The 26,895-nt window shown below is 51.1% G+C and carries 29 protein-coding genes and 1 tRNA gene; 10 read left to right on the top strand and 20 right to left on the bottom strand.

The window, feature by feature from the left end:
* The first annotated feature begins 227 nt into the window (after positions 1 to 227).
* On the top strand, positions 228 to 1,079 hold the full coding sequence (locus EHT87_RS19710) for an outer membrane beta-barrel protein (protein WP_124908384.1): 852 nt from the start codon (positions 228 to 230) through the stop codon (positions 1,077 to 1,079).
* Between the two features lie 277 nt (positions 1,080 to 1,356).
* Here EHT87_RS19710 and EHT87_RS19715 read toward each other — a convergent pair.
* Positions 1,357 to 1,429: transfer RNA gene (locus EHT87_RS19715), tRNA-Phe, on the bottom strand.
* Between the two features lie 65 nt (positions 1,430 to 1,494).
* On the opposite strand from EHT87_RS19715, the gene EHT87_RS19720 reads away from it, so the two are divergent.
* The 5 genes from EHT87_RS19720 to msrC all read left to right on the top strand — a co-directional run bounded on the left by EHT87_RS19720 (position 1,495) and on the right by msrC (position 6,140).
* On the top strand, positions 1,495 to 2,835 hold the full coding sequence (locus EHT87_RS19720; protein WP_124908385.1) for a 4Fe-4S dicluster domain-containing protein: 1,341 nt from the start codon (positions 1,495 to 1,497) through the stop codon (positions 2,833 to 2,835).
* A gap of 137 nt (positions 2,836 to 2,972) precedes the next feature.
* Entirely contained in the window at positions 2,973 to 4,247 is a 1,275-nt protein-coding gene (locus EHT87_RS19725) for a hypothetical protein (RefSeq protein WP_124908386.1), read from the top strand.
* A 3-nt stretch (positions 4,248 to 4,250) separates the two neighbouring features.
* Positions 4,251 to 5,051 carry a (Fe-S)-binding protein gene (locus EHT87_RS19730; RefSeq protein ID WP_124908387.1) on the top strand — a complete coding sequence of 267 codons (801 nt, stop codon included), beginning with the start codon at positions 4,251 to 4,253 and terminating at the stop codon, positions 5,049 to 5,051.
* Positions 5,052 to 5,149: 98 nt separating this feature from the next.
* Positions 5,150 to 5,647, top strand: coding sequence for a hypothetical protein (locus EHT87_RS19735; protein WP_124908388.1), 498 nt, complete (start codon positions 5,150 to 5,152; stop codon positions 5,645 to 5,647).
* Positions 5,648 to 5,654: 7 nt separating this feature from the next.
* Positions 5,655 to 6,140 carry a free L-methionine (R)-S-oxide reductase MsrC gene (gene msrC / locus EHT87_RS19740; RefSeq protein WP_124908389.1) on the top strand — a complete coding sequence of 162 codons (486 nt, stop codon included), beginning with the start codon at positions 5,655 to 5,657 and terminating at the stop codon, positions 6,138 to 6,140.
* A gap of 13 nt (positions 6,141 to 6,153) precedes the next feature.
* Here the strand turns inward: msrC and mnmC2 are convergent, their stop codons facing one another.
* Positions 6,154 to 6,807: a tRNA (5-methylaminomethyl-2-thiouridine)(34)-methyltransferase MnmC2 gene (mnmC2, locus tag EHT87_RS19745; RefSeq protein ID WP_229321191.1), complete on the bottom strand. Its 654-nt coding sequence runs from the start codon at positions 6,805 to 6,807 to the stop codon at positions 6,154 to 6,156.
* 57 nt (positions 6,808 to 6,864) lie between these two features.
* On the opposite strand from mnmC2, the gene EHT87_RS19750 reads away from it, so the two are divergent.
* Entirely contained in the window at positions 6,865 to 7,338 is a 474-nt protein-coding gene (locus EHT87_RS19750; RefSeq protein WP_124908391.1) for a DUF4293 domain-containing protein, read from the top strand.
* Positions 7,339 to 7,428: 90 nt separating this feature from the next.
* On the opposite strand, the gene EHT87_RS19755 is transcribed toward EHT87_RS19750, so the two are convergent.
* Entirely contained in the window at positions 7,429 to 8,421 is a 993-nt protein-coding gene (locus tag EHT87_RS19755) for a KpsF/GutQ family sugar-phosphate isomerase (protein ID WP_374756036.1), read from the bottom strand.
* Between the two features lie 71 nt (positions 8,422 to 8,492).
* On the opposite strand from EHT87_RS19755, the gene recQ reads away from it, so the two are divergent.
* The 3 genes from recQ to EHT87_RS19770 all read left to right on the top strand — a co-directional run bounded on the left by recQ (position 8,493) and on the right by EHT87_RS19770 (position 13,561).
* On the top strand, positions 8,493 to 10,703 hold the full coding sequence (gene recQ / locus EHT87_RS19760) for a DNA helicase RecQ (RefSeq protein ID WP_124908393.1): 2,211 nt from the start codon (positions 8,493 to 8,495) through the stop codon (positions 10,701 to 10,703).
* A 99-nt stretch (positions 10,704 to 10,802) separates the two neighbouring features.
* Positions 10,803 to 12,092, top strand: a complete 1,290-nt coding sequence (gene purD, locus EHT87_RS19765) for a phosphoribosylamine--glycine ligase (protein WP_124908394.1) — start codon at positions 10,803 to 10,805, stop codon at positions 12,090 to 12,092.
* Positions 12,093 to 12,316: 224 nt separating this feature from the next.
* Positions 12,317 to 13,561 carry a site-specific integrase gene (locus tag EHT87_RS19770; protein ID WP_124908395.1) on the top strand — a complete coding sequence of 415 codons (1,245 nt, stop codon included), beginning with the start codon at positions 12,317 to 12,319 and terminating at the stop codon, positions 13,559 to 13,561.
* Between the two features lie 184 nt (positions 13,562 to 13,745).
* Here the strand turns inward: EHT87_RS19770 and EHT87_RS19775 are convergent, their stop codons facing one another.
* The 17 genes from EHT87_RS19775 to EHT87_RS19855 all read right to left on the bottom strand — a co-directional run bounded on the left by EHT87_RS19775 (position 13,746) and on the right by EHT87_RS19855 (position 26,882).
* Positions 13,746 to 15,704 (bottom strand): M12 family metallo-peptidase, encoded by a 1,959-nt coding sequence (locus EHT87_RS19775; protein WP_124908396.1) that lies wholly within the window; start codon positions 15,702 to 15,704, stop codon positions 13,746 to 13,748.
* Between the two features lie 27 nt (positions 15,705 to 15,731).
* On the bottom strand, positions 15,732 to 16,121 hold the full coding sequence (locus EHT87_RS19780) for a hypothetical protein (RefSeq protein WP_124908397.1): 390 nt from the start codon (positions 16,119 to 16,121) through the stop codon (positions 15,732 to 15,734).
* 270 nt (positions 16,122 to 16,391) lie between these two features.
* Positions 16,392 to 16,676, bottom strand: a complete 285-nt coding sequence (locus EHT87_RS19785) for a hypothetical protein (protein ID WP_124908398.1) — start codon at positions 16,674 to 16,676, stop codon at positions 16,392 to 16,394.
* A 123-nt stretch (positions 16,677 to 16,799) separates the two neighbouring features.
* Positions 16,800 to 17,324 (bottom strand): C40 family peptidase, encoded by a 525-nt coding sequence (locus tag EHT87_RS19790; protein ID WP_148096035.1) that lies wholly within the window; start codon positions 17,322 to 17,324, stop codon positions 16,800 to 16,802.
* Positions 17,325 to 17,341: 17 nt separating this feature from the next.
* Positions 17,342 to 18,160: a cell envelope integrity TolA family protein gene (locus EHT87_RS19795; protein ID WP_124908400.1), complete on the bottom strand. Its 819-nt coding sequence runs from the start codon at positions 18,158 to 18,160 to the stop codon at positions 17,342 to 17,344.
* On the bottom strand, positions 18,132 to 18,977 hold the full coding sequence (locus EHT87_RS19800) for a hypothetical protein (RefSeq protein WP_124908401.1): 846 nt from the start codon (positions 18,975 to 18,977) through the stop codon (positions 18,132 to 18,134). The genes EHT87_RS19795 and EHT87_RS19800 overlap by 29 nt, the downstream gene beginning before the upstream one ends.
* Entirely contained in the window at positions 18,974 to 19,954 is a 981-nt protein-coding gene (locus EHT87_RS19805) for a DUF6712 family protein (protein ID WP_124908402.1), read from the bottom strand. Before EHT87_RS19805 ends, EHT87_RS19800 begins: the two co-directional genes overlap by 4 nt.
* Positions 19,948 to 20,349, bottom strand: a complete 402-nt coding sequence (locus EHT87_RS19810; RefSeq protein ID WP_124908403.1) for a hypothetical protein — start codon at positions 20,347 to 20,349, stop codon at positions 19,948 to 19,950. The genes EHT87_RS19805 and EHT87_RS19810 overlap by 7 nt, the downstream gene beginning before the upstream one ends.
* Before the next feature lie 65 nt (positions 20,350 to 20,414).
* Positions 20,415 to 20,681 (bottom strand): hypothetical protein, encoded by a 267-nt coding sequence (locus EHT87_RS19815; RefSeq protein WP_124908404.1) that lies wholly within the window; start codon positions 20,679 to 20,681, stop codon positions 20,415 to 20,417.
* Between the two features lie 77 nt (positions 20,682 to 20,758).
* On the bottom strand, positions 20,759 to 20,950 hold the full coding sequence (locus EHT87_RS19820) for a hypothetical protein (protein WP_124908405.1): 192 nt from the start codon (positions 20,948 to 20,950) through the stop codon (positions 20,759 to 20,761).
* A gap of 11 nt (positions 20,951 to 20,961) precedes the next feature.
* The gene (locus EHT87_RS19825) at positions 20,962 to 21,627 is read right to left on the bottom strand and encodes a hypothetical protein (RefSeq protein WP_124908406.1); all 666 of its coding nucleotides are present in this window, start codon (positions 21,625 to 21,627) and stop codon (positions 20,962 to 20,964) included.
* Between the two features lie 54 nt (positions 21,628 to 21,681).
* Entirely contained in the window at positions 21,682 to 22,695 is a 1,014-nt protein-coding gene (locus tag EHT87_RS19830) for a hypothetical protein (protein WP_124908407.1), read from the bottom strand.
* 56 nt (positions 22,696 to 22,751) lie between these two features.
* Positions 22,752 to 23,294: a hypothetical protein gene (locus tag EHT87_RS19835; RefSeq protein WP_124908408.1), complete on the bottom strand. Its 543-nt coding sequence runs from the start codon at positions 23,292 to 23,294 to the stop codon at positions 22,752 to 22,754.
* Positions 23,295 to 23,296: 2 nt separating this feature from the next.
* A complete protein-coding gene (locus EHT87_RS19840; RefSeq protein ID WP_124908409.1) occupies positions 23,297 to 24,214 on the bottom strand; it encodes a S49 family peptidase in 918 nt (305 codons plus the stop codon).
* A gap of 55 nt (positions 24,215 to 24,269) precedes the next feature.
* Positions 24,270 to 24,653: a DUF1353 domain-containing protein gene (locus EHT87_RS19845; RefSeq protein WP_124908410.1), complete on the bottom strand. Its 384-nt coding sequence runs from the start codon at positions 24,651 to 24,653 to the stop codon at positions 24,270 to 24,272.
* The gene (locus EHT87_RS19850; RefSeq protein WP_124908411.1) at positions 24,653 to 25,162 is read right to left on the bottom strand and encodes a hypothetical protein; all 510 of its coding nucleotides are present in this window, start codon (positions 25,160 to 25,162) and stop codon (positions 24,653 to 24,655) included. Before EHT87_RS19850 ends, EHT87_RS19845 begins: the two co-directional genes overlap by 1 nt.
* 4 nt (positions 25,163 to 25,166) lie before the next feature.
* Positions 25,167 to 26,882: a hypothetical protein gene (locus EHT87_RS19855; protein ID WP_124908412.1), complete on the bottom strand. Its 1,716-nt coding sequence runs from the start codon at positions 26,880 to 26,882 to the stop codon at positions 25,167 to 25,169.
* Positions 26,883 to 26,895 lie beyond the last annotated feature (13 nt).

The following is a 26,895-nucleotide window of genomic DNA, read 5'->3' on the forward strand; positions in this document are numbered from 1 at the left end:
TCGCCCGGGTCGCTCATAAAAACTTTATTAGGTATTCTACTTTTGCAGAGAAGGAATTTTTTATTTATAAGTATTTGATTGCATGGTAGTTAAGCTTTTAATCCCACTATTTTAATGCTGAAATGACCGCGCGTATACTAGGTAAAAAAACATTGCTTATGAATGCCGCGTTTAATAGGGCACAGTTGAAATTATATGTTTTATCATTCAACGTTATCACAATCGTCATGAAAATACAACTCACGCTACTAGCAACCTGCCTACTGGGTATTAATCTGACCAAGGGCCAGAACACGACCAATACGACGTCAACGACGAGCACAACAACGTATAGCGCTCCGGCTACAGACTCCACCCGGACATCTGCCACGACTTACTCGACGGCACCAGCAACGATGTCGACGGACAGTTCGAAGACGATGACCCAATCCGGTGCGGCAACCATGACACCGCCCGCCAACAATGCGACGGCAACAACTACGACAACCACAACAACGTCGTCTTACGACCAGGCCGGCCGGAGTACCCGGGAAAAAACGGAGAGGAGTTGGGGGAAAACGGGCAAGTTCGGAATTTATGCGGGAGTTAACTTCTCCCGGTTCATTAACGAAGCCATACCCGCTAACTCATACCGGGTGGGCTGGCAGGCCGGACTTTACGGTCGTACCGGCGGCACGTTCTTTGGACAACTCGGCCTTGAATACCGCAACTCAACCTCCGATTTAATCCGGACGGGTCAGGGCACTACACCCGGATCGGTTTCCGATGACGTGAAGGGCAAAATTGACCAACATTTTCTGGCCATTCCGGCCTATGTCGGTGTACGGGTTGGTAGCGCGCTGGGCTTGCGGCTCCAGGCAGGTGCTGAACTGTCGTCGCTGGTGGCTATCGGAGACAATAATTTTCAGCTAAAGAAAGACGATCTGAATCGTACGATTCTGAACGGGCTGTTGGGAGCCGGCATCAATCTGGGGCCATTAACGCTCGATGCGGTGTATAACCTCGGTCTTCAGAACGTGTTCGATAATGCCGATGCCAAGCGCCGGACGTTTGCTTTCAATCTTGGTTTCCGGTTTTAAGGAGCGGACGACTTTTTTCAGTACCCTAAGGTGTTCCGAAAGGAATGCTTTAGGGTATTTTTAGTTACAATCCGTGCTGTTTGGCAAAGGTGCTGCCGTCAAAGCCGGGAGTTGAGATGGATCGGTCGGGAAAAATCTTTTTAGGTAGAATGTTGGACCGAATAGGAGCATGGCTTTACTTGCCGTTAACTTTTCAAATAAAGAACCCCAAAAAATGGAAGGGAGCACCAAAGAAAAAAGCAGTTACAACGTTCGTCGTAACTGCTTCGTTTTGAGGTGGTGATGGACGGAATCGAACCGCCGACACAAGGATTTTCAGTCCTTTGCTCTACCGACTGAGCTACATCACCAGGTATGGTCGGTAGTAATTTTTGTGGGTGCAAATGTAGTGCTTTTTTCTTTTACACCAAATAGTATGGTAATTCTTCAGCAGATTTTATTTGTAGTGGCTCTGGCAACAGCGGCCTGGTTTCTTACCCGGCGTGTTAGCCTCATCCGGCGCGCCATCCAACTCGGTCGGTCGGAAAACCGCACCGATAGGCCCGGTGAACGGTTGACTATTATGCTGCGTGTGGCTTTTGGTCAGAAAAAAATGATGACCAACCTGACCGTCGGGCTTATGCATTTTGTCATTTATGTAGGGTTCATCATCGTCAATATCGAGGTGATGGAAATTGTGCTCGACGGTATACTGGGAACCCACCGGCTTTTTGCACCCGTCGTCGGCGGGGTATATCCATTCCTGATCAATACGTTCGAAATCCTGGCTGTGGGCGTCTGGGCTGTCTGTGTGGTTTTTCTGGTTCGTCGTTTTGTAACGAAAGTGCCCCGGTTCCAGCCGGAACGTCACCGCGAAATGGGGGGGTGGCCCCGCCTGGATGGCGCCTTGATTCTGACCTTCGAAATTCTGCTGATGACGGCTTTCCTGATCTGGAATGCGTCGGATAGCGTCTTGCGTGAGCGCGGTGTGGGTCACTATGGCGAACTGAAAGGCGTGGGTAATTTTGTGATCAGCCAGTTGCTGATGCCCGTATTTACCCACTGGAGCGATGCCGCTTTGGTGGCCTGCGAACGGTTGGCGTGGTGGTTTCACATTCTGGGCATTCTCTTCTTTGCGGTTTACCTGACCTATTCCAAACACCTGCACATCGTTCTGGCGTTTCCAAATACGTATTTCTCCAATTTGAAACCCAAAGGCGAGATAAAAAACATGCCGGAAATTACGAAGGAAGTGCAACTGGCACTCGGTATAGCCCAGGCCGATCCGAATGAAACACCGGCTGAACCGGGCCGTTTTGGAGCGAAAGATGTGCAGGACCTGACGTGGAAAAACCTGATGGATGCCTACAGTTGCACCGAATGCGGACGCTGTACGGCGGCTTGCCCGGCCAACCTAACGGGTAAAAAATTGTCTCCCCGCAAAATTATGATGGACACCCGCGACCGTCTGGAAGACATCCAGCGCGGCTGGCAGCAAAACGGCGCCGATCACGCCGATGGTAAAACGCTGCTCGATGATTACATTACCGCCGAGGAAATTAACGCCTGTACCACCTGCCAGGCGTGTGTTCAGGAATGCCCCGTCAACATCAACCCGCTGGAAATTATTCTGCAACTCCGCCGTTATAAAATTATGGAGGAGGCTCAGGCTCCGGCTTCCTGGAATGCCATGTTCAGTAATGTCGAAAACAACATGGCACCGTGGAAGTTTTCGCCCGGCGACCGGTTCAACTGGGCCAATCAGGTAAATCAGTAGCGGGCCGACGGCAACTGTCGATCGAAAATTGATGAAGTGTCCGCAGATACTAAAAAAACTGCCTACTTTTACTACTCGTGCCCACCTGAATTAAATTCCGGGAAAATCACGAATCTTGCGGATGTTTCCCCATTTGTATGTCAGTGATTGTATTTAAAATAGCGATAGCGGTTCTGGGGTCGGTTGTCACCGTCGGGTGGTTGCGTTTTCGGAACCGGATCGACGGAATAAGCGGTCGCCAGCAGAAATCACTTCTGGGGCTGTTTTTTATCGTATTTCGCGTAGCGCCGTTCGTGCTAGTGTATATTTTGCTGCAACAGAAGACCCGGTCCGACGTTCCCGTTTTTTTTAGCGCAGCCGTTGAAGCCATGCATGGCAAAATCGTTTACCGCGATTTCTGGACGCCCTATAGTCCGTTATTTCCGTACATGACAACGCTGTTGCTGTGGTTCTGGAAAAGTGCTGAAGCCCTGGTTTTTCAGATGATTCTGATGGAAGGACTCGCTCTTTGGCTGACCTGGCGAGTTTATCGGACCGAAATCGGGGATAGTTTTATGCGGTTATTGACGTACCTGACCTTGCCCGGTCCGCTGGTACTTTGCGTTCTGGGTGGGCAGGAGGATATCTGGATGTGGTTATTTGGCGTTATTTCCATTATCGTATGGCAGCGAACGCGCGATAGCTTGTGGATCGGTGTCGTTATGGCCCTGGCGTTGATTACCACCAAGGCATTGGCGCTGCTGATTATCGTACCCATGTTCTTTTTGATCGATAAACCCATCCGATACGTGGTCGGTTTAGCGGTGACCGGTTTGCCGGCTCTGGTTCTTTTGATTGCTCTGGTGGGCGATAAATTTTTGACCCCACTGCAATTTGCCGAAATGCCTTTTGCGCCTAACCTGTGGACCGTTTTCAGTCCGCTGATTGGCGATTTTCGGCCCTACTCCAAAATTTTGAGTTGGGTTGGAGTTGGTCTTACCGTAGCGGTTTCTTCGTTGGGTGCCATTATCCTGAAACAGCGGATGAGTTATTCAAGAGCCTTACCCCTTTTGTGGACGCTGTGCTTTTGTTTTATGATGTTTATCCATAAAAGCTCGTTCAGTAACTACGCGTTCATTTTTCTGATGCCCATGATGGTGAGCGTAATCGATCTGAAAAACCGTTGGCATATCGTGGCATTAGTTCTGTTCAACGCCCTGATTGTTATTCATCCAACGTATTGGTGGGGGCTCAAAACGCCGATTTATACCAAATGGAGCCACCTGGCTTCAACCGCCAATCTGATTGAGTATGGAATGGAAGTAACGTTTGTCGGCTGTTTGGTGTATTTTCTGCTCATCCTTTACCGAATGATTGGTCGCGGTCATTACCGCCAGGCCGATCGATCCATTAAATCAGTGATTTACGAATGACCCATGACCGCAGAAACTAATTACCGCGTGCCGACCATGGCCGATATGGTTGCTAAAGGCGAAACCCCGGAAGTACTTTTCTGGGTGGGCTGCGCCGGTTCGTTCGATGACCGGTACAAAAAAGTGACCATCGCTTTTGTGAAAATCCTGAACCATGTCGGTATCAAGTTCGCCGTTTTGGGAACGGAAGAAGCCTGCACCGGCGACCCGGCCCGGCGGGCAGGAAACGAATTTCTGTTTCAGATGCAGGCCATGGCCAACATTCAGGTGCTGGATGGATACGGCGTTAAAAAAATCGTGACGGCTTGTCCGCATTGCTTCAATACGCTCAAAAATGAATATCCGGAACTGGGCGGTAACTACGAGGTGATTCACCATTCGCAATTCCTGCAACAACTGATCAACGAAGGGAAAGTGGCGCTGAAAGGGGGCGGTGAGTTTAAAGGCCGCCGGATCACCTACCACGATTCGTGCTATCTGGGTCGCGCCAATAAGGTTTACGAAGCGCCCCGCGATGTGTTGCAGGCTTTGGATGCCGATCTGGTTGAAATGAAACGCTCCCGATCCAAAGGGCTGTGTTGCGGAGCCGGAGGAGCGCAGTATTTCAAGGAACCCGAACCCGGGCGGAAAGATATCAACGTGGAACGCACGGAAGAAGCCCTCTCGACCGGCGCCGACACCATTGCCGTGGCCTGCCCATTTTGTATGACCATGATGACCGACGGGATCAAGAACAAAGACCGCGAAGATTCGGTCAAAGTCTACGACCTCGCGGAACTCGTTGCCCAGGCGCAGAGTTTGTAAGATACCCACGGTCGGACGGCCGATGCCGGTTTAGTCCGTGAAATTTTCGTCTGAAACGTATAAAGAAACACGGACTAAAGTCCGTAGGTACAGAACATATGTGGATTTCCTTCAACCAACTGCCTGATACGGCCCGCGTCTGGGTTTACCAGGCCGCCCGCGAGCTGACCGACGCTGAAGTGACGGCCATTGAAAACGATATGCAATCCGCCGTCGACAGTTGGGCCGCCCACGGAACGCCCCTGCTGGGTTCGGCCAAATTGCTCAATAACCGGTTTTTGATCGTTGCCGTCGACGAAGGCCATCACCTGCCAAGCGGTTGTTCCATTGATTCTTCCGTGCGTTGGGTGCGCGGAATCGGTCAGGCATTGAATACGGATTTTTTTGATCGGTCAGCGGCTTTTGTAACGGCCAGTGGATCGATTGAAACCGTAGCACTGCCGCAGATTAAAGCCGCCGTTACCGAAGGACGTATCACGCCCGAAACCACGATTTATAATAACCTCGTTGCCACCAAGGCAGAGTTGCTCAACCACTGGCAGATCAGGGCGGCAGATTCGTGGCTGAAACGGTATTTTAAAAACGTAACCGCCTGATTGTCTCATGGCTGAAACGCTGATTCTTCCGAAAACCGCCCTGCGGCACGAAATCTACGCCAGTTTGCTGCCGCAACTTCAGGCGCTGACCGACGGCGAGCCGGATCTGATTGCCAATCTGGCCAATATTTCGGCGGCTCTGAAAGAAGCTTTCGATTTTTTCTGGGTCGGTTTTTACCTCAAAAAAGACAATCAGTTGGTATTAGGCCCGTTTCAGGGACCAATTGCATGCACCCGAATTGATTTTGGCAAAGGCGTGTGCGGGGCCAGTTACGAGCAAAAAGAAACGATTCTGGTGCCGGATGTCGAACAGTTTCCGGGCCACATCGCCTGTAGTTCTGCTTCCCAATCGGAAATAGTCGTTCCGGTTTTTGACAAAAATGGTAATGTGGCCCTGGTTTTGGACGTCGACAGCGACCAACTCAATGATTTTAGCGAGGCAGATCAAGCGGGGCTGGAGAAAATTGCCTGGCTCATCACCTCTTTTTTGTAAAAAAACCGTCCGTTCAGGCTAGCCTGACCGCCCGCAACACATCGCGCTTATGCGCCGGTCCGCGGTGTTTCTCAACCAGAAAACCGGCCGCTCTCAAATTCCGCTTCACATAACTTTTTGAACAATACGTCGTCAGTAAACCGCCCGGCTGCATCATGGCGGCTACCTGTTCAAAAATCGCCTGCGTCCAGAGTTCCGGCTGGGCTTCCGGCGCAAAGGCGTCATAATACACTAGATTAAACCGCTCTTCGGTTCGAAAATCCTGCAAACGGCCTTCGTACTTCAATACCTGGAAAAACGGCGTAATCGCAACCGGACGGTTCCACGGTGCCTGATGCAACGATTTCAGGTACTTACTTTCCAGTAATTCATCGAAATTAAGCTGGTTGGCTTCTTCCGGCAACAGCGGGCGGGTTTCCACCGCCGTATAGGTGACCGTGCGTTGTGACTTTTCGGCTTCCAACACCGTTAGAAGAGCATTTAAGCCCGTACCAAACCCCATTTCGAAAGCGTTGACCTGCGTAAACCGTTCGAAAGCGGATTGCAAACCCAGTTCGATATAAACCCGTTGCGATTCCTGTAAGGCACCAAAAATGGAGTGATAATGCTGGTCAAATTCAGAATTGTAGACCGAACTAGAACCGTCGGAGGTTAGAACGATGCGCATTTCTGTTTTCTTTTCAGGATTCCTCATGTATCTTCGCAAGCTCAAAAATTCAATACTATGCTTCAACGCATCCAAACTATATTTCTGTTCCTGATTGTCGTTTCAATGGCCATTGTGCTGGGTTTTCCGATTTGGGAGAAAACCGGTGCCGGATCAACCGAGCTGGTTAGTCTGACTGCCTGGCAACTGACGTATACCAAAGGAATTAGCTCACAAATTACGCCGGTTTATTACCTTGCTCTGATGGCGTTGGTCGTAGCGGGCGTTTCGTTATTTACCATTTTCAAATACCGCAACCGGTTGCTGCAAATGGGTCTTTGCGCCATTAACGCCATTGTGCTGACCGCCCTGATGGGCTTCGTTCTGTACCTGACGCTGTACAAAGGCAAAGAGTTTTTCAATCCGGACGATCAGGGCCATTTCCGGTATGGTTTTTTTGGTATAGTGGCGGCTCTGATTTTCAATATGTTAGCCAACCGTTTTATTCGCCGGGACGAAAAACTGGTTCAGGAGTCGAATCGCCTGCGCTAAAGGGAGTTAAAAATTAAGAGTTAAAAGTTAAAAGTAGGCTGACGCATCACACTCGACATTATTTTTAACTTTTAACTCTTAATTTTTAACTTAAACCAGGCCTTCCTTCAGCAGATCGTGGAGGTGGATGAAGCCTTTGATCTGGTTATCGATGGCGACAATGAGTTGCGTGATGCTGCGTTCCTGCATGATTTTGAGGGCATGGGTGGCGTATTCATCGGGATGTATGCACAGGGGCGAGGGCGTCATGATGTCGCAGGCATGCAGATCGCCGAGTTCCGGCAGGTTGAAGCGGTTGAGCATCCGTCGCAAATCGCCGTCGGTGACAATGCCCGCCAGCTGGCCGTTTTCGTCGGCCACGGCAGTGGCCCCCAACCGTTTGGAGGTCATTTCCAGAATCACTTCGTGCACGGTAGCGCGAAGAGAAACGGTCGGAATTTCGTGATGTGGATAAATATCACTAACTTTTAGGTACAGCTTTTTGCCCAATGAGCCGCCGGGGTGGAAACGGGCAAAATCCTGACTGGTAAATCCCCGGGCAGTGAGCAGGCTAACCGCCAGCGCATCGCCGAGTGCCAGGGCAACGGTAGTGCTGGTGGTCGGAACCAGGTTGAGGGGATCCGCTTCGCGTTCGGTGTGGGCGTTCAGAACAAAATCGGCCTGTAAACAGAGGTACGAATTGGTCTGGGAGGCCAGTGCAACGAGCACCACACCGGTTCGCTTCAGGAGCGGAACGAGAACTTTGATTTCGGGCGTATTCCCACTTTTGGAGATGCAAATCACCACATCGTTGGACTGAATCATCCCCAAATCGCCGTGAATGGCGTCGGCTGCATGCATAAAAAGGGAAGGAGTGCCGGTTGAGTTGAGGGTTGCAACAATTTTTTGTCCAATTAGTGCACTCTTTCCAATACCGGTGACCACGACCCGGCCGGAACTTTGCAAAATGGTTTCAACGATTTGTTCAAATTGGTCGTCGATACAGTCAATTGCCTGTCGGATTGCTTCCGATTCGGCAAGCAGTACAGCACGAGCCGTCGATTGAATATTTTTTTTTACTAATTTCAATGTTGCTTTTGTCAATCGGTTTTTAACTAATTTTATAAAGGCAAAGATACAACCAAATAAAGTGTGGTAACCTTCCCCAATTTGAGATGACGACGACGCAGTTAGACCCATCGGTACAGGTATCTCTAAAAGAGAAGCTTAAAGACATATTCGGATTCAGCCAATTCCGGGGCGACCAGGAAGCCATCATCCATAATATTCTGGCGGGGATCAATTCATTTGTAATTATGCCCACGGGGGCGGGCAAATCCCTGTGCTACCAGCTTCCGGCCATTTCTTCGGAGGGAACGGCCATTGTGATTTCACCCCTGATTGCCCTGATGAAAAACCAGGTCGATCAAATGAACGCCTTTGGCATCAACGCCCAGTTCCTGAATTCGACTTTGACCAAGGCCGAAATGAGCAAAGTCAAAAAAGATACCCTGAACGGTACGCTGAAACTGCTCTACATTGCGCCCGAATCCCTGACGAAAGAAGAGAACCTGGATTTTCTCAAAAAAGCCAATATCTCGTTTGTCGCCATCGATGAAGCCCACTGTATTTCGGAGTGGGGCCACGATTTTCGACCGGAATACCGCAAAATCCGCGGTATTATCGACAACATCGGTAATCTGCCGGTTATTGCTTTAACGGCTACGGCCACGCCAAAAGTACAATTGGACATCCAGAAAAACCTGCAAATGGAGGATGCCCATATTTATAAAACGTCATTTAATCGAAAGAATTTATACTACGAAATTCGCCCGAAAGCGGACGCGAAAAAGCAGCTGATCCGGTATATCAAAAACAACAAAGGAAAGTCCGGCATTGTCTATTGCCTGAGCCGGAAAATGGTTGAAGAAATTGCCGAACTGCTGAATGTCAACGATATAAAAGCATTGCCGTATCACGCCGGGCTGGATTCGCAGACGCGGATGCACAACCAGGATGCGTTCCTCAACGAAGACGTCGACGTGGTGGTGGCCACGATTGCCTTCGGCATGGGAATCGATAAACCGGATGTGCGGTTTGTGATTCACTACGACGCCCCCAAGTCGCTGGAAGGCTACTACCAGGAAACCGGGCGGGCGGGCCGCGACGGCCTGGAGGGCAACTGCCTGATGTTCTACAGCATCGATGACATTGTCAAGCTGGAGAAATTCAACAAAGACAAGTCCGTTACGGAGCGCGACAATGCCCGGCATCTGCTCATGGAAATGGTTTCGTATGCCAATCTGGGGGTTTGTCGTCGCCGGCAATTGTTAAGCTATTTCGGAGAATATCAGGACAAGGATTGCGGTTTCTGCGATAATTGCATGAAGCCAACCGAGAAATTTAAAGCCCAGGATGAGATCGTACTGGCTCTTCAGGCGGTTCTGCAAACCGATCAGCGTTTCGATGCCGCTCACCTGGCCGACGTGTTGACCGGCACTGAAAATCAGTACATTACCAGTTATGAGCACCATAATTTAGCCGTTTATGGCAAAGGAAAAGAGTTCAACGAAACCGTTGAGTTCTGGTGTTCACTGATCCGGCAGATCACGATTTATGGGTATCTGGACAAAGATGTTGATAACTACGGCGTTCTGAAATTGTCGCAGAAGGGACAAAACTACCTCAACGATCCGTACTCCATTACGCTCTCGAAAGATCATAACTACGAAATCGACGAGGAAAAGGCCGAAGATGAAGACAAGGACACCGGTATGTCGTCGGGCAGCGCCTACGACGAAGCCCTGTTAGGTCTGCTCAAAGCCCTGCGTAAAAAGATTGCCAAAGAAAAAAACCTGCCTCCTTACGTCATTTTCCAGGACCCCTCCATGGAAGAAATGGCAACGACCTATCCCACCACGCGGGAGGAAATGGCCCAGATCAACGGGGTAGGGATGGGCAAGGTGGTGAAGTTCGGAAAACCGTTCATCGACCTGATTTCCAAATACGTCGAAGAAAACGACATCGAAACGGCGAAAGACGTCGTCGTGAAGTCGATGGTCAATAAATCGAAGGTCAAGATTTTCATCATCCAGCAGATTGACCGCAAGGTGGATCTGGAGGAAATTTCGGAGTCGAAAGGCCTGACGATGGAAGATCTGATCGAAGAAATCGAACACATCTGTTATTCCGGTACGCGTCTGAATCTGGATTATTACATCAACCAGATCATGGACAGCGACCGGCAAGCCGATATTTATGACTACTTCATGCGGGCCGAAACCGACAACATCGGGGTGGCCATGCGGGAGTTTGCCAACGACGATTATTCAGAAGAAGAATTGCGGTTAATGCGGATTAAGTTTTTATCAGAAGTAGCAAATTAAGTTAAGAGTTAAGAGTTAGGGGTTAAGAGTGTGCTGACGCATTCAACCGCAGCAGCGCTCTTTAATTCTTAATTCTTAACTCTCAACTCATAACTCAGAATGAATATACTAATACTAGGTTCGGGCGGAAGGGAACACGCATTCGCTTGGAAAATAGCGCAAAGTCCACTGTGTAACAAGTTGTTTGTAGCACCCGGTAATGCCGGAACAGCCTTAGTCGCCACGAATCTGCCCATTGCCTTCAACGACACCGAAGCGATTACACGGGCTGTTCAGGAACAGGAAATCGATTTGCTGGTTATCGGACCGGAAGAACCGCTGGTAAAGGGGCTGGTCAATCGCTTGCGGGCGAATAAAAAACTCGCCAAACTGCGAATTGTCGGTCCGGATCAGCGTGGTGCGCAGCTCGAAGGCAGCAAAGATTTTTCAAAGCAATTCATGCAGCGGTACGGTATTCCGACGGCGGCATCGCGGACTTTTACGGCGGAAACGCTGGAAGAAGGGCTGGCTTATCTGGACGCTCACCAGGTACCGATCGTTTTGAAAGCCGATGGTTTGGCGGCTGGAAAAGGGGTAATTATTACCGAATCCATTAGCGAAGCCCGGGCGGTTCTGACGGATATGCTGACCGGCGGGCGGTTTGGTGAAGCAGGCCACAAAGTGGTCGTGGAGCAGTTTCTGAAGGGCATCGAATTGTCGGTATTTGTGTTGACCGACGGCGTGAACTACAAAATTCTGCCCGAAGCCAAAGATTACAAGCGCATCGGTGAGGGCGATACCGGGCCCAATACCGGGGGCATGGGGGCGGTTTCGCCGGTGAAGTTTGCCACGGCCAAGTTTTTGAACAAAGTAGAGGAGAAAATTGTAAAACCAACGTTGGCGGGTTTACAAAAGGAAGACATTCGTTACCAGGGTTTTATTTTTGTCGGTTTGATCAATGTAAAGGACGAACCGTACGTTATTGAATACAATGCCCGCATGGGCGACCCGGAAACGGAAGTCGTCCTGCCGCGGATTCAAAATGATTTCGTTGAATTAATGGTGGCAACGGCCGATGGTGAACTGGATAAAATTCAACTACAGATCTCACCGCAAACCGCTGTCACCACGGTCGTCGTGTCGGGTGGCTACCCGGACACGTACGAGAAAGGCAAGTCGATTACGGACCTGTCCACACTGGATGACGTGACTACCTTTCATGCCGGCACCAAGCCGGGCTTCAACGGTCACGTGCTGACCGACGGTGGCCGGGTTTTGGCGTTAACGGCCGTAGCCAATTCGCTCGAAAATGCCGTCATGAAGTCGCAAAAAGCGGCCCGTACCGTGCAGTTCGAGGGTAAATACTACCGGAAGGATATCGGACTCGATCTGATCCGGTATCAGGATTAGAAAGATTCACTCCAAAGTTAACCGCCCCACTCCAGGGCGGTTTTTTTATTGCCCTCCAATTCTATTCTACTGATTCCCTGCTGTTTATTTTTAGGTACAACCGTGAGTACAATTGCCTCGAATTTAAGTACGCTTTTTCCTCAAGTAGTTAATCGCGCTAAGTGTATTATGAATATTTGTGCATACAATAATTAATTTCAAAATCCCATGATCGTTAAAAACGCATGTCTATTCTAGTTCGATTCAAATTCCGCACCCCTAAGAAAAACAAGAAAGGAGAACATCAAATCCCGCAAGGAGACCGCTCTCTCTACATTCAACTCCGAATTAACGGAACACCCAGCCCTTCAATGTATGCATCAGGTGTCAAGGTAAACCCCAAAGAATGGGATCAGAAGAAACAGCAGCAGATAGGTAGGTCCAATTTGGCAGAGCAGAACAACACCAGGTTAAAAGCAATTGAAGGGGAGCATAAAGAGATTATGAACCGTATGATCAGCCTGGGGAAAACGCCAACGGCCCGGAGTGTCAAATCCGAATGGCTTAATGGGATTACTCCACAACCAACCGTACTTCAATTGTATGATAAGTACCTTCAGGATATTGAAGATCTAAAAGGGACCGAGCAGGCTAAGGCTAAAGGCACTATTGGTGCTTGGGAGCGCGGCCGCAACCATTTACAGCTGTTTATCAGGTGCAGGGGAAAAGTTGCAGATATTGAGTTGTCAGAAATCAATGTTGCCTGGGCACGTGAATATCACAAGTGGCTTATGAAGCACGAGCAGCTTGAAGAAGGAAAGGAAAAGCAAAACGCCGATACGGCCAACAAATACCTCTCTTTCGTCCGGACAGTGCTGGATCGAGCGGTTGAGTCAGGGCATGCCGAGTATAATGCACTCGACAAACTGGTCATAAAAGGTCAAAAGCCAAAACCGGTTTATTTTCTGGAAGATATCCACCTGAAAAAGTTGAAAGAGTTACCGCTCGATGAAGAAAATGATTTTTTACGTGACTGGGTTTTATTGGCCTGCTATACGGGCCTGGATTATCCGGATCTGGCAGCTTTCGCCCTTGATCCGGACAGTTTTATTGTCACTACGTTTACCGGGAAAAAGAAAATTGTAACCGGTCGGATGAAAACCGACATTGAATCTCAAATACCTTTATTGAATGCAGTGCCGGATATTCTTGCAAAATACAACAACCAAATACCCATTGTGCCGGCCGACCGAATCAATAAATGGCTGCGAATTATTCGGGGATTGATCGGTTTTAAAGAGAAAACCATGAGCCTGAAAATCTGCCGCAAAACTGCAGGTGCGCTTTTCCTGAATGAAGGATATAGTCTGGAGGTCGTCCAGAAGATTTTGGGGCACGCCCGGATCGCAACCACCCAGCGTTATTATGTCAAGATCATCGATAAACGCGTCGATCGGGAAATGGATCGCGTGGGTGTCGAATTCGCATAAATCAAAAAAGCCTGGTCGATAGATCAGGCTTTTTAATTATAAAAGTATTAGAGGAAGTGATAGTTTTCACAAAACTTCTAATCCGGAATTTTGTCCACCCAAGTTATGCTCTTTGTAGGTACAATATGGTCATAAAGTAAAGTGTAAAAAGATCATTCTACACTTTACTTCATGATTAAATAAACTATTCAAGTAAGATTCTAACTCTTTGAATTTCTTGGTTTTGATTACTTTCAGGAATTATATGTAGATAGTAAATGCCTCTTGGAAGGTTCTTTACATTTAGATTTAGTTTATCCCCACCTTCAAATTCATTTTTCCCGTAAGCCTCTTTGACATCAACAGAAATGACGGCTATACTTGATTTCTCACTGTAGAGATTTACTTTTTCGGGTAATGCTTCTATATTTTTTGGCGAAATAAACTGAATGGTCAGCACATCGTGTGCAGGGTTAGGATATACTTTAAAGAAACTTCCGGCAGGTGGTATATTATAATATATGGTGGATGATGTGCCACATTCATTTGTAGCATAAAGGGCAATGGTTGCCCCGCCAGAAGTTGTAACGTAGCAATCTGGACCATTGGGCACCAAAGATGCCGAGCCGGATACTACTGACCAGTAATAGGTATTTCCGGGCCATCCACCTCCATGCATACACTGCCACATATTAGAATTGGGATCAAAAAGAACCTGACTCGGATTTACTAAAGTTGGCACTCCAACATGTATTTGTCTACTCACATTAAAGGTGGCATCACAAATACTTACCGTTGCTGTAATAGTCACATGCCCGCTAGCAGATCCCACTCTTGTAGCAACTCCTGAAGAATTTATGGTAAGAATAGAAGTATTATTGCTAGACCAACTAGTAATTGTTCCTCCAAATACTCCATCTACTGTATAAGTTCCACTAGAGCAAATGGTTAACGGACCGAAAATATTCAAATACCCTGTTCCGGCTAAATCGAATAAGCAACTTGAATTAGAAATTAAATATGACCCTATTTCATTTTGTGAAAAGGCTGAAAAATTCATCATCTTAGGTGTCCCTTGACACATGATGGTTCGTGAAGCTGTACCACAACCTGAAGCCGCATCTGTGGGATGGCTTGCCCCCAAAGTATGACCAATTTCATGTGCTACTGTTTCATGGACGTTAGTTCTATCCATTGATATTCCATAGGACTTAAAAGGGGAATCGCATGTTGTGCTTGTAAACGCTATTCCCAACGTGCCATCATCCAAGCTTTTACCAGTAAATAAATGAACGTGATCTTTGCCTACACCAGAAAATAATGAGTTCCAATTATTTTTAAGCTCATCAAGCAAATTATCTGAGTTGGTAGTAGTATAAGGGTCATATTGACTAGTATATACATGTTGGTAAACGACCATTAAACGGATATTGAATGTTGCTAGGTACACTCCATGAACTATGTTCATTACGTTTAAAATGTCACCATAGGAGTTTCCGCCATGATTCTGGAAATACTCCCAATCAGCATCCGTGGCCACTTCCAGGATACGGCAGTTTACGGGAATAGCCGCTATTCTCCCGTTTGCCCCCTTCATGGCTTTTTCAACCTCTTTTACTCCACAGATTTCATTAGTAGGAACTATATCTTTTGAATGATACAGAATGTACCTATTATCTTTTTTCTCTGTTTTGGTAAAAGTGGCAATTGGCTCAAGACAGAAATAGCCTCCCTTTCCATCACTAATGACTCCTTTAACGTTCATTTGGTCAATAAACAGCCGAACAAACTGGTCAGGATTATCATTGGCTATGCCAGCAAAAGTTTTACATTCCTGTGTCGTAACTGCAGTATCAATTATTTCACCGTTTATCGTCCTGGAAACTGCTTTATAACCCGGTGCCCTTATATCGTCTTTATGAACAGACAAATCGAGTTTTGAAAGTCCAGATAGTGCAATTGATAAATTAGCCTGTTTAGGCGATTTTCGTACGGTTTCAAAAACCTGCTTTTCGTCAATACTTACTACTTTGAAGGAAAATAAGCTTTCCTTAACCTTTTGGCTTTCATTTGCCGTCAGTTGTGCTTCAACTGCGATAGAAGAATCTTGAGCATTTGCCCAAAATGCTGGGACAAACAAGCATAAAAATAGAAGCTTCTTCATAAGGATAGGAGTTTAAGGTAATGTAAATCATTTATCTATTACTTCTATTGAGGTTAATTCAAAGGGATTACCAAATAAGTCCACTTGATTTATATTTCGGAAGGTCAATAAATGTCCGCTTATCTTCACCTGCTTTCCATCAATTTCAGCTGATTTGGGGAGATTACAGGGTAATAAACTACCGGTAGTGATCCGTTTTGATAAACCGTAGACATCAACAACGTATTTAATCTCGTTTGGCCTAAAAGGAATAGCCCGAATCTTTCCTAATTGATCTACTATTGTTGTGTCTACCTTGTAATCAGAAGGCCAATCGCACTTTAATTCAACCTTAGGGGCAGCACCATTTTCACTGCACCCAAATACGCTCGCCACAATCAATGCCATGATTGCACTTGATGCTTTAAGAGGTTCCATAAAATAGCGTTTAGTAATATGTTTAAATGCACTACTGACTTCAAGCGTATAGACACTTGTGTCTGGCAAATGGTTGTAATCAATACATAATTTTTTTTACTTTTTCATTGTTTTATTCAATAAGTGGACTTTAAACATTTCTAATTGGGAGTATTCCAAATTTTTGAATCAATTATTACATCAGTTGATAAATAATATTTAAGTTAAAATTTATAAAAATGCAAAAAGCCCTCCAACTTGGAGGGCTCATTTAGGCAATAATTTTATTTCTTAAATCCCATCCAGCTGCTTCTCTTTCTTCACGGCTTCAATATCCACTGTCAGCTTCGAAACACCCGCAATAGATCCCGCCACATACCCCAGAATCTCAATCACTTTAGCCATCAGCGCCGGGATCAAAACTCCGTGCTCGGCCAACACACTTTGGGCGGCTAACAACCCGGCCGCAATGGCCGCCAGAATAACCCCACCTTTCACCAGTGGTTTAAAAAATCCTGAGGTTGGGCCCATGAGCCGATCCGCCAGAGTTAATTCGTTTTGAAGACTCGTTTTCATGCGTCGTTTTCAGTTTATGTAAAAAATAAAAGAGGATACTCAACAAGGCGATGGCCACCTCCAGAAACACCAGAATCGGGTCGGTCAGCACGACCCACAGATCATACAGCCAGCCCAACCCGGTCATAATCCTTTGGGTTGGTTCTTCTCCAGATAGGGCGTCAGGTGATTGGCGATCAGTTTCACCTGGCCCAGTTTCCGGCGCACCCGGTACACCCCGCCCCGGGTTCCCGATCCCGCCGTCGTATTAAAGCCAATCACCGTAATTTCATCGTCGTCTTCATCCCAGCGTTCCTGCGCCAGCAGTTCAACGTGACTCTCGAAGATCGAGACCGGATCTGCCAGCCGGGGCCGGCGACCGGTCCGGGTATTGCCCCGCTGGCTCCGACGATAGACGATCTTCGAACCATCCGCAAACCAACTGCGTACCAGGCCCGGCGCACGGATCGGCAGGCGAATCCCGTTGGCCGCATAGCAGTAATAGATCCCCGACGCACAGTAGGGCGAATTGGCAGGCAGGCCCAGGGCCCGGTTCCACTCCGCAATTTTGGGGTGATCGTTGCGGTTCCGCCTTTCCACCACCCCAATCTGCTGCTGGGCCACTTCCAGAATCTGGGCCCGGATCATGCTTTCGGTTGTCACCACCACAGTCGGCGCGGCCGGCGTTACGGTTTGACTACGTGAGCAAGGGACTGCGAAAAGAAACAGAGCGCTAAGAAGATAACCGTGAGCACGCATCGCTGATAGGGCGTTAATTCTTCGAAAAATTCAGTGACAAAATCCCGCTTGCCCGACTGGATAAACGGCACCAGGTAATACAGCACAAAAGGCGCAATCAGCAGCAGTTTCAAAAACGAGAAGGGCACATCCAGAAACGAGATGAACAGTTCGTAGAAATACTTCTGCAGCGACGTTAAATTGTAGGGCTGGGCCTGCTGTTCGATGGGCAACGCCTTGTTAGCCTCCTGGATTTTCATACCAAACTCGTTGAACATGCCCAGCGACCAGCTCACCATTAGGGCCAGCCCCAGCAGTTGCCCGGCCCCCACCAGCCGGTGGGTGGAAAGCCGGCGCCAGATGGGCAATTTTTTCACCGCCGGCGCTTCGGTGGCTTCTTCGCCGTCGACCACAATCGCGCGGGCTTTTTCCTCGTTTTCTTCTGCCCAGGCCAGAAACTTGTCGGCCTGCTCTTTTTCGGTGGCTTCGGCCGCCAGGCTGCGGTAATGAATCGCGGCTTCCCGCAGTTCCTGCCGTTCTTCCCGGAGCCGGGCCTGGTGAGCCTGCTGGGCCTCGCGCTGTTTTTGCAAAAGGAGTTGACGCTGCGTATACAGGGCCTGCCCTTTTTCTTCCAGTTCCCGGGTTTGCTGCTCCAGTTGGGCCAGCTCGTCGAGGCTGGTATCGGTCGCCGGCGGCTCGTTCACAATCACATTCAGGGCGTGGATCGTCGGATCCGGTTTAGTCGCGGTTTTTCGATTCGTGTTCATCAAATTCAATTTTTCGGAGTTCTAAATACGCCAGCACCTCGTGAATGCTGCGTTCCATGACGGCGTCATACGGGCCGAAATTGCCTTCGCGGGCCAGCCCGTGCACGGTTTTTTCCCAATCCTGCACGAAACTTCCCAAGGCAATCGGCGTGTCACTTTTTTCGGCTGCCGGCATGTTATACAGCCGCTCGGCCCGCCCAACAGCCGCCAAAAACCATTGCATGATAGCTACTTGAAGACCAAGCTCCACAGACCGAAAACGGCCGGCCCGGCCATCAATGAGGTAGCTGTTGAAGGCTTCCCGCTCATCGCCGTTCCAGGTTGTTTTGTCCCGTTTCAGGCGTCTGGCCAGGCTCTGTTTCGGACGGCAGATGGTGGCCAGAAAATGCGCCAGATAATCAGCCTTCTGACCATTGTCGCCGGTCGGGCTCGAAAAGGCCAGCAGGTAGGTAACAGCGGTGATAAACTCGCCGGTCGTCACCAGCCGCAACTCTTCATCCGGCAGGCAGTACGTAGTGCCTTTCAACTGAAAGGCGTCCAGTGGTTTTTTCCCGACGCCACTTTTCCATGCCCAGTCGATCTGCTCCAGCAGCCGCAGCAATTCGTTGCGGTGCAGGGGCAGCAGCAGCATTTTCTTGATTTCGGGCGGTGCCACAAAAACCAGCGACCAGATTCGCAGTTCGGTTTCGGACGTTCTCGGCGAGCAGTAGGCCAGTTTCAGCACCTCCAGCGTGCCGTTGCGGGATAGATCGGCATAACACGTGGCCAGCGCACACTCGACCCGCACGCCCTCCTGAATCAGTTCGATTTTCTTCATAAACGGAAATGCTTTTTGCCTTCGTTGTCGGGCAATTTCCAGGTAGATGTGCCGGGGGCTACGTATAGGCCCGAATTGAAATAGAGCGGAAAAACCGTGGCCGAAGCCGTCTGGTTCAAAAACCGCTGCAGGGCTCCTTTGGCATCTTCCGCGCGGGCGAGCAGCTCACTACGCAATTGGGTAATCTGCTGCTGGTCCACGGCCTTTTCATCTTTCAGCCCTTTGAAGCTTTGCAGGATCCGGACGCCATCCGGAAAAAACCGGACCTGAATAAAGGGCAGGGCTTTCCACAGCGTCAGCGGTGCGAGCAAATCCCGGCTGAGCCGCCACAGTTCCGTTTCCGGATCGGACAGGGTGGCTGCGGTGGCCAGCTTTTGTTTCAACTGCTCGAGCAGCGCCGGGCCCGTGACGCCGGCCACGTGTTTTCGCTCGATGCCGGGCATATATCCTTTCAAAACCGCAAACAACCGGTACGACATCGAGGCTTCCGGAAGAGCCTCGGCCAGCAAACCGGCCGACGGGATCAGATTCCGGTTAATGGCCTGGTAGGCACTCGCGTTTCGCCAGGCGGGCAGTTCGGCCTGGTGCGTTTCCAGGTAGCCCATCAGTTGCTCCAGGGCCTGGTCGGCCCGGCTGGCCGCATCGGAAAGAATCACGTCGACTTCCCACATCGTGAGCTTCTCGGCATCTTTCGGAACAAACCGGCTCAACCCCGAATTGCCGTACTGGTACATGGCCGAAACCATCGATTCGTGCAGGGCGGTAAGCGCAATGGCCCGCTGCGCATGACGCAGGACCTGAGCCATGGGCGGATCCAGATCATCCCCGGCCAGAGCGGCCAGAAAATCGGTACCCAGCAAAGCGCCGACGACGATCGACTCGGCATTTTCCACAAACGGCCGGATCACATCGAACGTCAGGTTCGCCTGAATGCCCCCGGCAAATTCTTTCATCTGGGCAGTAGTCGTAATTAACATGCTTGATCGATTTCGCGTTTGGTGCGCTCAGCCCGGATATCGGCCTGCGCTTCCTCATAAAGTTTCAGGTACATGGCGTATTTCGCGGCCGCATCGGGATGTTTCGGATTCGCCAGGCGGCTTTTCCAAACCGAAACGTTCTTGGCCAGGTTGCGGGCCGCCAGCCCCAATTCCAGACCTGTTTTCGGAATTTCGTAGTGTTGCCGGTACCGCTGCACGGGTTCTTCCACGGGCAGGCTCCGGTTTTCCTGCAGATACTGGCGCACTTTCAGTTCCTTGCGGTAGAGATCATCCCAATAGATAATCTCGTCGACCAGTACCTTGTGGACGCCTGTGGCCGGCAACTGGCTCAGCCGATCGGCCCGGCTGGCGGCTTCGCGGTTGTAACGGTGCACCCGCTCACAGACTTCAGAAAACGCCTGGTCAAACTGAACCGGCGTTAACGGAAGCCCGGCGGGTGCTAGTCGTTTCCCGGATTTTTCGGATCCGCATAATCCGATCCTCCCGGTTCCGCAGCTGGCAGATCCGGTTTCGTTGCCGCCGGCTTGTTTCGGCGCGGACGGCTGCTGACGGGTTGCACTGCAGCCGGTTCCACCGATTCCGATGCGGCCTGGGTAGGCTGCTCACACTCGGCCTTGATTTGCTCGAATTGCTCAGGGGTAATTAACGCCCGACTCAGGCTTTCCTGCGCCTGCTGCAGTTTGATTTTTGACTTCAAAAGCGACATAAAACGGATGATTTAAAAGAGGTGAAACAAAACAGCCCTTCGCTGGGAAGGGCTGTCGACGGATTGTGCCAGGGTGCTCAGCCCTCCTGAGCTTCCGACGGGGCTTTGGCGCTCACGCGCTGGATCCAGCCCGGAAACTGCGTCCGGATGGTCTCGTAATCGGCATCATCGACCGGCGATGGCTGCTGGGTGATCGTGACCGATCGTTCGCCGATCCGGAAAAGCACCCCGGGCTTTTCGATGGCTTTCGCCAGTTTTACCTGCACCATGGGGCTGAAAATTAAACCGGCAGCGGTAAGGCCAGCGTTGTTTTATAAATCGGCGGAGCGAACATGAACGAGTCGTTATCACCCGAGAAGCTCATGCCTTTCTTATCACCCCCTTTTTTACCCAGTTGCCCTTTCTGCTTCAGCGTAATCGGGTTGAGTTTGGTGCCGTAAATCTTGACCGTTTCGTCGTGCTCTTCCACCAGGAAAATACAGCCGGCGTTCATGAACTTGGCGGCTTCCGTCAACTGGGTCTGGCTCAGGCCCGCAATGTCGAACATGATGGCGTGTTTGTAGGCCATGTAGTTGCGGTCGCCCTGGTTTTCGAAGGTGGCATCCAGCGAGTTCTCGGCCGGCGTAATCACCGCCAGCGTTTTACCGGCTTTCACCGGAATCGCCACGGTGCACTCCGAAGCCGTGATATCGGCAATCCGGGGCCAGTCGATCACCGCATCGTCCAGATCCGCGGCCAGAACGGCAAACACCCGGCGACCGCCCGGCGGGTTGGGTAACTGGTCGGCCAGGTTCTTCAGCCCCGCCAGCGAGGTAATGGCACCCATCACGAGCGTAGAATGGTCCACCAGACCCAGCACCTGGTGAATGTGCGGCTGCACTTCGGCAAAGGCAATCCCGGCGATCATCGCCAGTGCAAGCCCGAATAGGCTCTTGGAAAATTTCATGGAATGAATGAATTGATTGAGTTGAATAAAAGAAAATGAATGAGCATCAGCTGCTTATTCGTCGTCGTCGGCTCCGGCCGGCCGCGCGCGCAGGTCATTGACCACAAAAAGATCCCCGCGCACAAAGTTGACCGAGGCTTTGCCATCCGCCACAATCGCAATTGAACGGTCGCGCACATTGTAGTCGGTCTGCAGATCGATTTTCTCGTTGTCCTGCGGTGAGCAGTACACCAGGTTGTCCAGCAGGGTAATCGCCATAAAATCCGTCCCCGCCAGCCCGTCGATTTCCTCAATCGGCACTTCCGGTGCGAAATACAGCACCTCCTGTTTGAAAGCGTTATAGGTCCGTTTGGTGCCGTTGGCTTCTTCAACCGCGAAGCTGTAGGCCAGTTTGGCCATGGGGCTCATAAGGCACACCAGCCCTTTAGTGCCCGTATAGGCGGGTAGATTTTTCTTGGCCCGTTTGTAGAGCTTTTTCACTTCGTCCAGGATGTTGTCTTCCGACAAAAAGAACCCGGAGGTTGAGTGCTCCAGCACGTTTTCTTCCGGAACTTCCCCGGAAACGATCGCGTCGTCGACCAGCTTCGGAATGCCGTTGAAACAGTCCTGGGGAGCCGTTCCGGCCGAGTTGAGTATGCCTTTCCAGACGGCTGTAACGCTCAGATCGAAACCCAGCTGGTTGCTCAGCGAATCGAAGATGAAATCCGAGAACGGGAATTTTTCCGGGTCGCGGCCATCCGTGCCATCCACTTCGCCCAGGTAGGATGCCTCCATTTCAGCGCGTTTGGGTTCGTCGATGAGCAAATCCACCTTGAACGGCCGCACTTTGGCAATGCGGGCTTCAAAGTTGATCGCGTCGTCCTTCGGGTTGAAGGTGCCTTTAATACCCGGTTGCATCAGGGGTTTGGTGTAGAGCGACAACAACGGAATCTCGTCGTTGACGCGCAGTTTCCGGAACATCTTCAGGGCTCCCCAGCCGGAGACAATAGCTTTGATCAGCAGTTCGCGGTTGCGCTCCCGGCGCTTCTTCAGCGACGCATCCAGCTGATTTAATTTGATTGCGGACATGGTTTTTTGAATGAATTAAAAAAAAGAAAATCCCGATTGAAGGCCCGGGCCTGCCGTTAGGATTGGGTTTGTTTGAACCTGGCCGCATTGGCCCGGGCCTGCCGATCCGTATCGGTCAGTCCGTCACCGTCACCGGCTCCGTTGCTGGCATCCGCTTCGGCCAGCGGGTTGACCGATGCCTTGAGTTTGGTGATGTACCCTTCCTTTTGCTGCAACTGAGCCTGCAGATCGGTCACCTGGTTCTGGGCGGTTGTTCTGTCGGCCGTCAACTGGGTCACCTGGTTCTCCAGCGCCTGGATCCGGGCCTGGTAGTGCGTCGACGTCATCTCGCTGGCTTCCGGAACCGCCGGTTCAGCGGGGGCTTCCGCGCCAGGGGCGGCTTCAGCCGGTGTGCTGGTGGCCTCCGGATCCGTTACGTCGGCGTTGACGGTCTCAACGGTGGCGGCTATCACCTCGCCTTCTGGATCACCTTCCAGCACCCCGGCTTCAGCCGCAAAGGCATTGTATTCCTCGGTACTTAATTTTTCAGAAATCGCTTTGTGCGACTGGGGGAACAGCTTCGACAGAAGCTTTCCCACGGAAAATGTTGGCTTTTTCATAGTTATGCAGCTAATTGTAGTGCCTGGTGAATACACGCCTGCAGGCTCCCGATCCGGTCGACCAGGCCATGAGCCTGTGCTTTTTCGCGTCCGAACATTTCCCCCGTAAAGGCTTCATCGGACGTCAGTTTGCCCGCCCGGCCCCGGCGCACGTAGCCCAGAAACTCCGTCCGACAGTCATTCAGTGACTGCCGGATTTCGGCTTCCTGATCCGGCGTGATGGGTTCGATGCCATTGATCTGTGCCTTTTTCTCACTACCGTCCGCCCGGTATATGGTGATTTTGGTACCTTCTCTGGCCAGGGCTTCGGATTCGTCGACGTAAACCATCAGCACCCCGATGGAGCCGACCTGACTGACGGTCTGGTCTTCGAGCCAGATTTCGTTGGCTTGCGAGGCAACGTAATAGCCCGCGGATGCACAGAAGGGAGTCCACACCAGAATGGGTTTAGAAAAGGTGGCGACCGCGTCGGCCAGCATCCGGGTCGAATCGACGGTTCCGCCGGGCGTGTTCATTTTTAACACCACGGCCTTGATCTTGGGATGGGCTGCCGCCAATTGCAGAATTTTGGCTGTTTCTTCGTTGCCGCCAGAGCCGCAAAAGCCGACGCGGGCCATCGAACCTTCGATCGGAACCACGGCCACCGACCCACCTCCGGCTTTACGGTATTCATACAACCGCCCGCGCAGGGGATCGTAAAAACCGTCTTCGTCGTACAGCTCGTCGATGACTTCTGCCTGGTTTCTATACCGCTGATTCCAACGCTCCTGCTGCTCATTGGCCTGGCCCGCTGCGGCTTTGAAGGTGGGAGGAATTGGATCACGACCCTGGGCCAGCCGGTGCTGAATGATCCCTTTCCACTGGTGGGCGAAAGGCTCATTGAGATACCAGAGTCCGGAGAAAAAAGAAAGTCCTGTCATCGTCGTACGTTAGCGAGTACGAAAATGACAGGACGTTTTCAGGCCAAAAAGGACACTAATTCACCCACCAGGTTCTGCCAAACCAACGGCAGGCCCAATACATCAGCCGGTTGCGCAGCTTGCGGTGGGGTTCGATCTGGTTGATGCGCGACCAGTACTCCAGATCCGCCAATTTGCGGGCCAGCTCGGCCCCCAGCCTTTCTTCCCCCAGCCGGTTGTCATACCAATAGTCGTGGAGCAGGCTCGCCCGGTTGTAGCGGCCGATGGGCGGAAAAACACTCCAGAGAGCCGCGGGCACACTGGCAAAATCTGTCACGTACCCCGCCGGAATAATCACTTCCCCGATCAGCGTCTGAAACATCAGGGGTTTGACCAGCACCCAACGGTCCGATTTGTCGGGATCTTCCTCCCGGTAGCGCACAATAATTTCATCTTCCATCAGAATTCCCCCAGAGCGTCTTTTTCCCGGATAATGTTGGCCAGCATCAGATAGACCACCACCAGGTATGGCTCCGTACCCTCCAATGGCAAACCCTGTGCCTGAAGGTGGCCCAACGCCAGATTCTGGAAGAATTGCAGCTCAGAAGTGCTATTTGGCACTTCCGAATTGACCAGTTGCCCCGTCAGCGGATCCCGGAACGAATCCCGGGTTGTGCGCGGAATCTCGATTGGCTGCACCCGGGCCAGGCGTTCACGCGCCACAAACGGCTGCAGGGTGGCATCCTGGCTGTACCGGTCAAACACATCATGCCCCTGGGCATCCACCACCCGCATCTCGAACAGGGCGGTGATTTCCAGATCGGCATCGAAAGTCAGTCGTTTCAGCCGCACCCGGCGCTGCAGGCCTTCAGCCAGCAGGCTACTGCCCGAAATGGGTACTTCTATGCCGGTGATGGCTCCGGTGTTCGATACCACCAGCCCCAGCTGTCTCATGAGATTTTTTTCCATAGTGTTAAGCAAGCACGATATAATCAAAAGAAAAGGTCGTATTGGCCACCGGGCCTACATCCGTGGCCTGGATCGTAAAGCCGGTCGCTGTTTTGTTGCCCACAAAAAAACGCGCGATACTCATGCCCGCCTGGTTGTTGCGGGCCGTCAACATCACGGCTTTGGGCGCAGCCGCCAGGGCCGTGGCGAAGGTGATCGTGGCCAGCAGCACGTTGGTGCCGGGGGTGGCTCCCGTCGTTAGCGTCAGGTTTCCGGCCTGGTCGGTCGATCCCGCCGTAATGCTGGCCGTTGCGCCGACCCCGGCCCCCGTCGAATTCACCGCGTTGGCCGCGATGCTGGGCGAATTACCCACCAGAATCAGCCGTTTCAGCGTCACGTCGCCATTGAAGGCATTCGCCCCGCTGAAGGTGTTGGCACCCGCCAACAGGGTGGCCTGGTCAAAGCCCGCTTCCCGAAAATCGAGCATCGTCAGGTAGAAGGTCGTCGTCGTAGCCGGGTTGTTGTAGTTGATCAGGAGGATGGGCCGGATAAAGGCCGTGCCTGGCCTAAACATTAGGTTATTGACATCTTCACTGTTGCCGGGATTCGCACCCTGGATAAAGCATTCATAGAGCGTCCAGGCGTTGGGCACCAGCCCGTTGTTCAAAACGCCCGAATACATATAAGTACCCCCTTCCATCACATTGGCCATCTTTGTCCCCGCCGGCAACGCTGGTCCCGGCCAGGGTGATGTCAGCGTGACAACATTGCCGGTAATACCGCCCTGTGCCCAGGCTCCGCCGTTGGATTGCCAATACACATTATAATTGGAAGATACATTCCGGGAATAGCCGTAGTCCGCAAAGACTTGCCCCTGCCCGTTGGTGTACGGATACCAGGCAAAGCCCCGATTGGATGCTGATGAACCATTGTACCAACCACTTGAACTGACCAGCGTCATCGTTGTCGCGCCCGGATTCAAGGGAGCGGCCAGGGTGGTCAGTGCCGCCCCGGTTACCTTCGCGAAATGCGGGGGCGTAATTTCCAGTCCGTCCGCATCGTAGCAGATGATACCAAAATATCCACGCGCATTGGTATCATAATTCGCCCCGCTGGTGTCGCCATGTCGGGCCACCATTGAAAGGCGGTGACGTCTGAGCAGATTGACCGGAATCAGATCGATCGTCCGCAGAAATCCGTTCGCTCCGGTGTATTTGAAAGCGCCTTTGCCGCCTGCGGGTGGGCTTTGAGTGCCATCGAAGCTGAGTTTGCTGGAATCACCGGGGAGCATATTACTCAGATCGCCGAACTCGGTGTTGCCGTTCGCAATGAGGTTGCCCGTCACGAGCGGATAGCCACCCGCCAGTTGAAACAGCGTGACCTTCTCCAGCACGCCATCCGAACGCTGTATCACCATTTTGTCACTGACCCGACTGATGGGTGTTGTTCGCGCAGGCAGTACACTAGCCGTGAGTGTTCCCGGATTTCCCTGATCGCCTTTATCGCCTTTGGCTCCTTTCAAATCGGTGTACACCCCATTGACGCCGTTGGCCTTTTTAAACCGCAGCTGCGTACCGTTCCAGTCGTGGTCGGGGGTGTAGTCGTTGCCGGTCACCCAGTCGACCAGTTGCTTTAAAATGCCCCGAATCGACTGCGCCGTGTTCGAGCGGGGAGCCGCCGGCGGGGCATCTTTGATGTTTTCGTCAATCAGATTCTTAATGTAATTGGGATCAACCGCCATAGCTTTTTTGAGA

It is taken from the genome of Larkinella knui (assembly GCF_003858645.1).
Taxonomy (GTDB): Bacteria; Bacteroidota; Bacteroidia; order Cytophagales; family Spirosomataceae; genus Larkinella; species Larkinella knui.

Bases quoted from the DNA above. Each gene is read 5' to 3' on its own strand.
- EHT87_RS19710 (WP_124908384.1), top strand. From the start codon at position 228: ATGAAAATACAACTCACGCTACTAGCAACCTGCCTACTGGGTATTAAT.
- EHT87_RS19720 (WP_124908385.1), top strand. From the start codon at position 1,495: ATGGTAATTCTTCAGCAGATTTTATTTGTAGTGGCTCTGGCAACAGCG.
- EHT87_RS19725 (WP_124908386.1), top strand. From the start codon at position 2,973: ATGTCAGTGATTGTATTTAAAATAGCGATAGCGGTTCTGGGGTCGGTT.
- EHT87_RS19730 (WP_124908387.1), top strand. From the start codon at position 4,251: ATGACCGCAGAAACTAATTACCGCGTGCCGACCATGGCCGATATGGTT.
- EHT87_RS19735 (WP_124908388.1), top strand. From the start codon at position 5,150: ATGTGGATTTCCTTCAACCAACTGCCTGATACGGCCCGCGTCTGGGTT.
- msrC (WP_124908389.1), top strand. From the start codon at position 5,655: ATGGCTGAAACGCTGATTCTTCCGAAAACCGCCCTGCGGCACGAAATC.
- mnmC2 (WP_229321191.1), bottom strand. From the start codon at position 6,807: ATGCGCATCGTTCTAACCTCCGACGGTTCTAGTTCGGTCTACAATTCT.
- EHT87_RS19750 (WP_124908391.1), top strand. From the start codon at position 6,865: ATGCTTCAACGCATCCAAACTATATTTCTGTTCCTGATTGTCGTTTCA.
- recQ (WP_124908393.1), top strand. From the start codon at position 8,493: ATGACGACGACGCAGTTAGACCCATCGGTACAGGTATCTCTAAAAGAG.
- purD (WP_124908394.1), top strand. From the start codon at position 10,803: ATGAATATACTAATACTAGGTTCGGGCGGAAGGGAACACGCATTCGCT.
- EHT87_RS19770 (WP_124908395.1), top strand. From the start codon at position 12,317: ATGTCTATTCTAGTTCGATTCAAATTCCGCACCCCTAAGAAAAACAAG.
- EHT87_RS19775 (WP_124908396.1), bottom strand. From the start codon at position 15,704: ATGAAGAAGCTTCTATTTTTATGCTTGTTTGTCCCAGCATTTTGGGCA.
- EHT87_RS19780 (WP_124908397.1), bottom strand. From the start codon at position 16,121: ATGGAACCTCTTAAAGCATCAAGTGCAATCATGGCATTGATTGTGGCG.
- EHT87_RS19785 (WP_124908398.1), bottom strand. From the start codon at position 16,676: ATGAAAACGAGTCTTCAAAACGAATTAACTCTGGCGGATCGGCTCATG.
- EHT87_RS19795 (WP_124908400.1), bottom strand. From the start codon at position 18,160: ATGAACACGAATCGAAAAACCGCGACTAAACCGGATCCGACGATCCAC.
- EHT87_RS19800 (WP_124908401.1), bottom strand. From the start codon at position 18,977: ATGAAGAAAATCGAACTGATTCAGGAGGGCGTGCGGGTCGAGTGTGCG.
- EHT87_RS19805 (WP_124908402.1), bottom strand. From the start codon at position 19,954: ATGTTAATTACGACTACTGCCCAGATGAAAGAATTTGCCGGGGGCATT.
- EHT87_RS19815 (WP_124908404.1), bottom strand. From the start codon at position 20,681: ATGTCGCTTTTGAAGTCAAAAATCAAACTGCAGCAGGCGCAGGAAAGC.
- EHT87_RS19820 (WP_124908405.1), bottom strand. From the start codon at position 20,950: ATGGTGCAGGTAAAACTGGCGAAAGCCATCGAAAAGCCCGGGGTGCTT.
- EHT87_RS19825 (WP_124908406.1), bottom strand. From the start codon at position 21,627: ATGAAATTTTCCAAGAGCCTATTCGGGCTTGCACTGGCGATGATCGCC.
- EHT87_RS19830 (WP_124908407.1), bottom strand. From the start codon at position 22,695: ATGTCCGCAATCAAATTAAATCAGCTGGATGCGTCGCTGAAGAAGCGC.
- EHT87_RS19835 (WP_124908408.1), bottom strand. From the start codon at position 23,294: ATGAAAAAGCCAACATTTTCCGTGGGAAAGCTTCTGTCGAAGCTGTTC.
- EHT87_RS19840 (WP_124908409.1), bottom strand. From the start codon at position 24,214: ATGACAGGACTTTCTTTTTTCTCCGGACTCTGGTATCTCAATGAGCCT.
- EHT87_RS19845 (WP_124908410.1), bottom strand. From the start codon at position 24,653: ATGGAAGATGAAATTATTGTGCGCTACCGGGAGGAAGATCCCGACAAA.
- EHT87_RS19850 (WP_124908411.1), bottom strand. From the start codon at position 25,162: ATGGAAAAAAATCTCATGAGACAGCTGGGGCTGGTGGTATCGAACACC.
- EHT87_RS19855 (WP_124908412.1), bottom strand. From the start codon at position 26,882: ATGGCGGTTGATCCCAATTACATTAAGAATCTGATTGACGAAAACATC.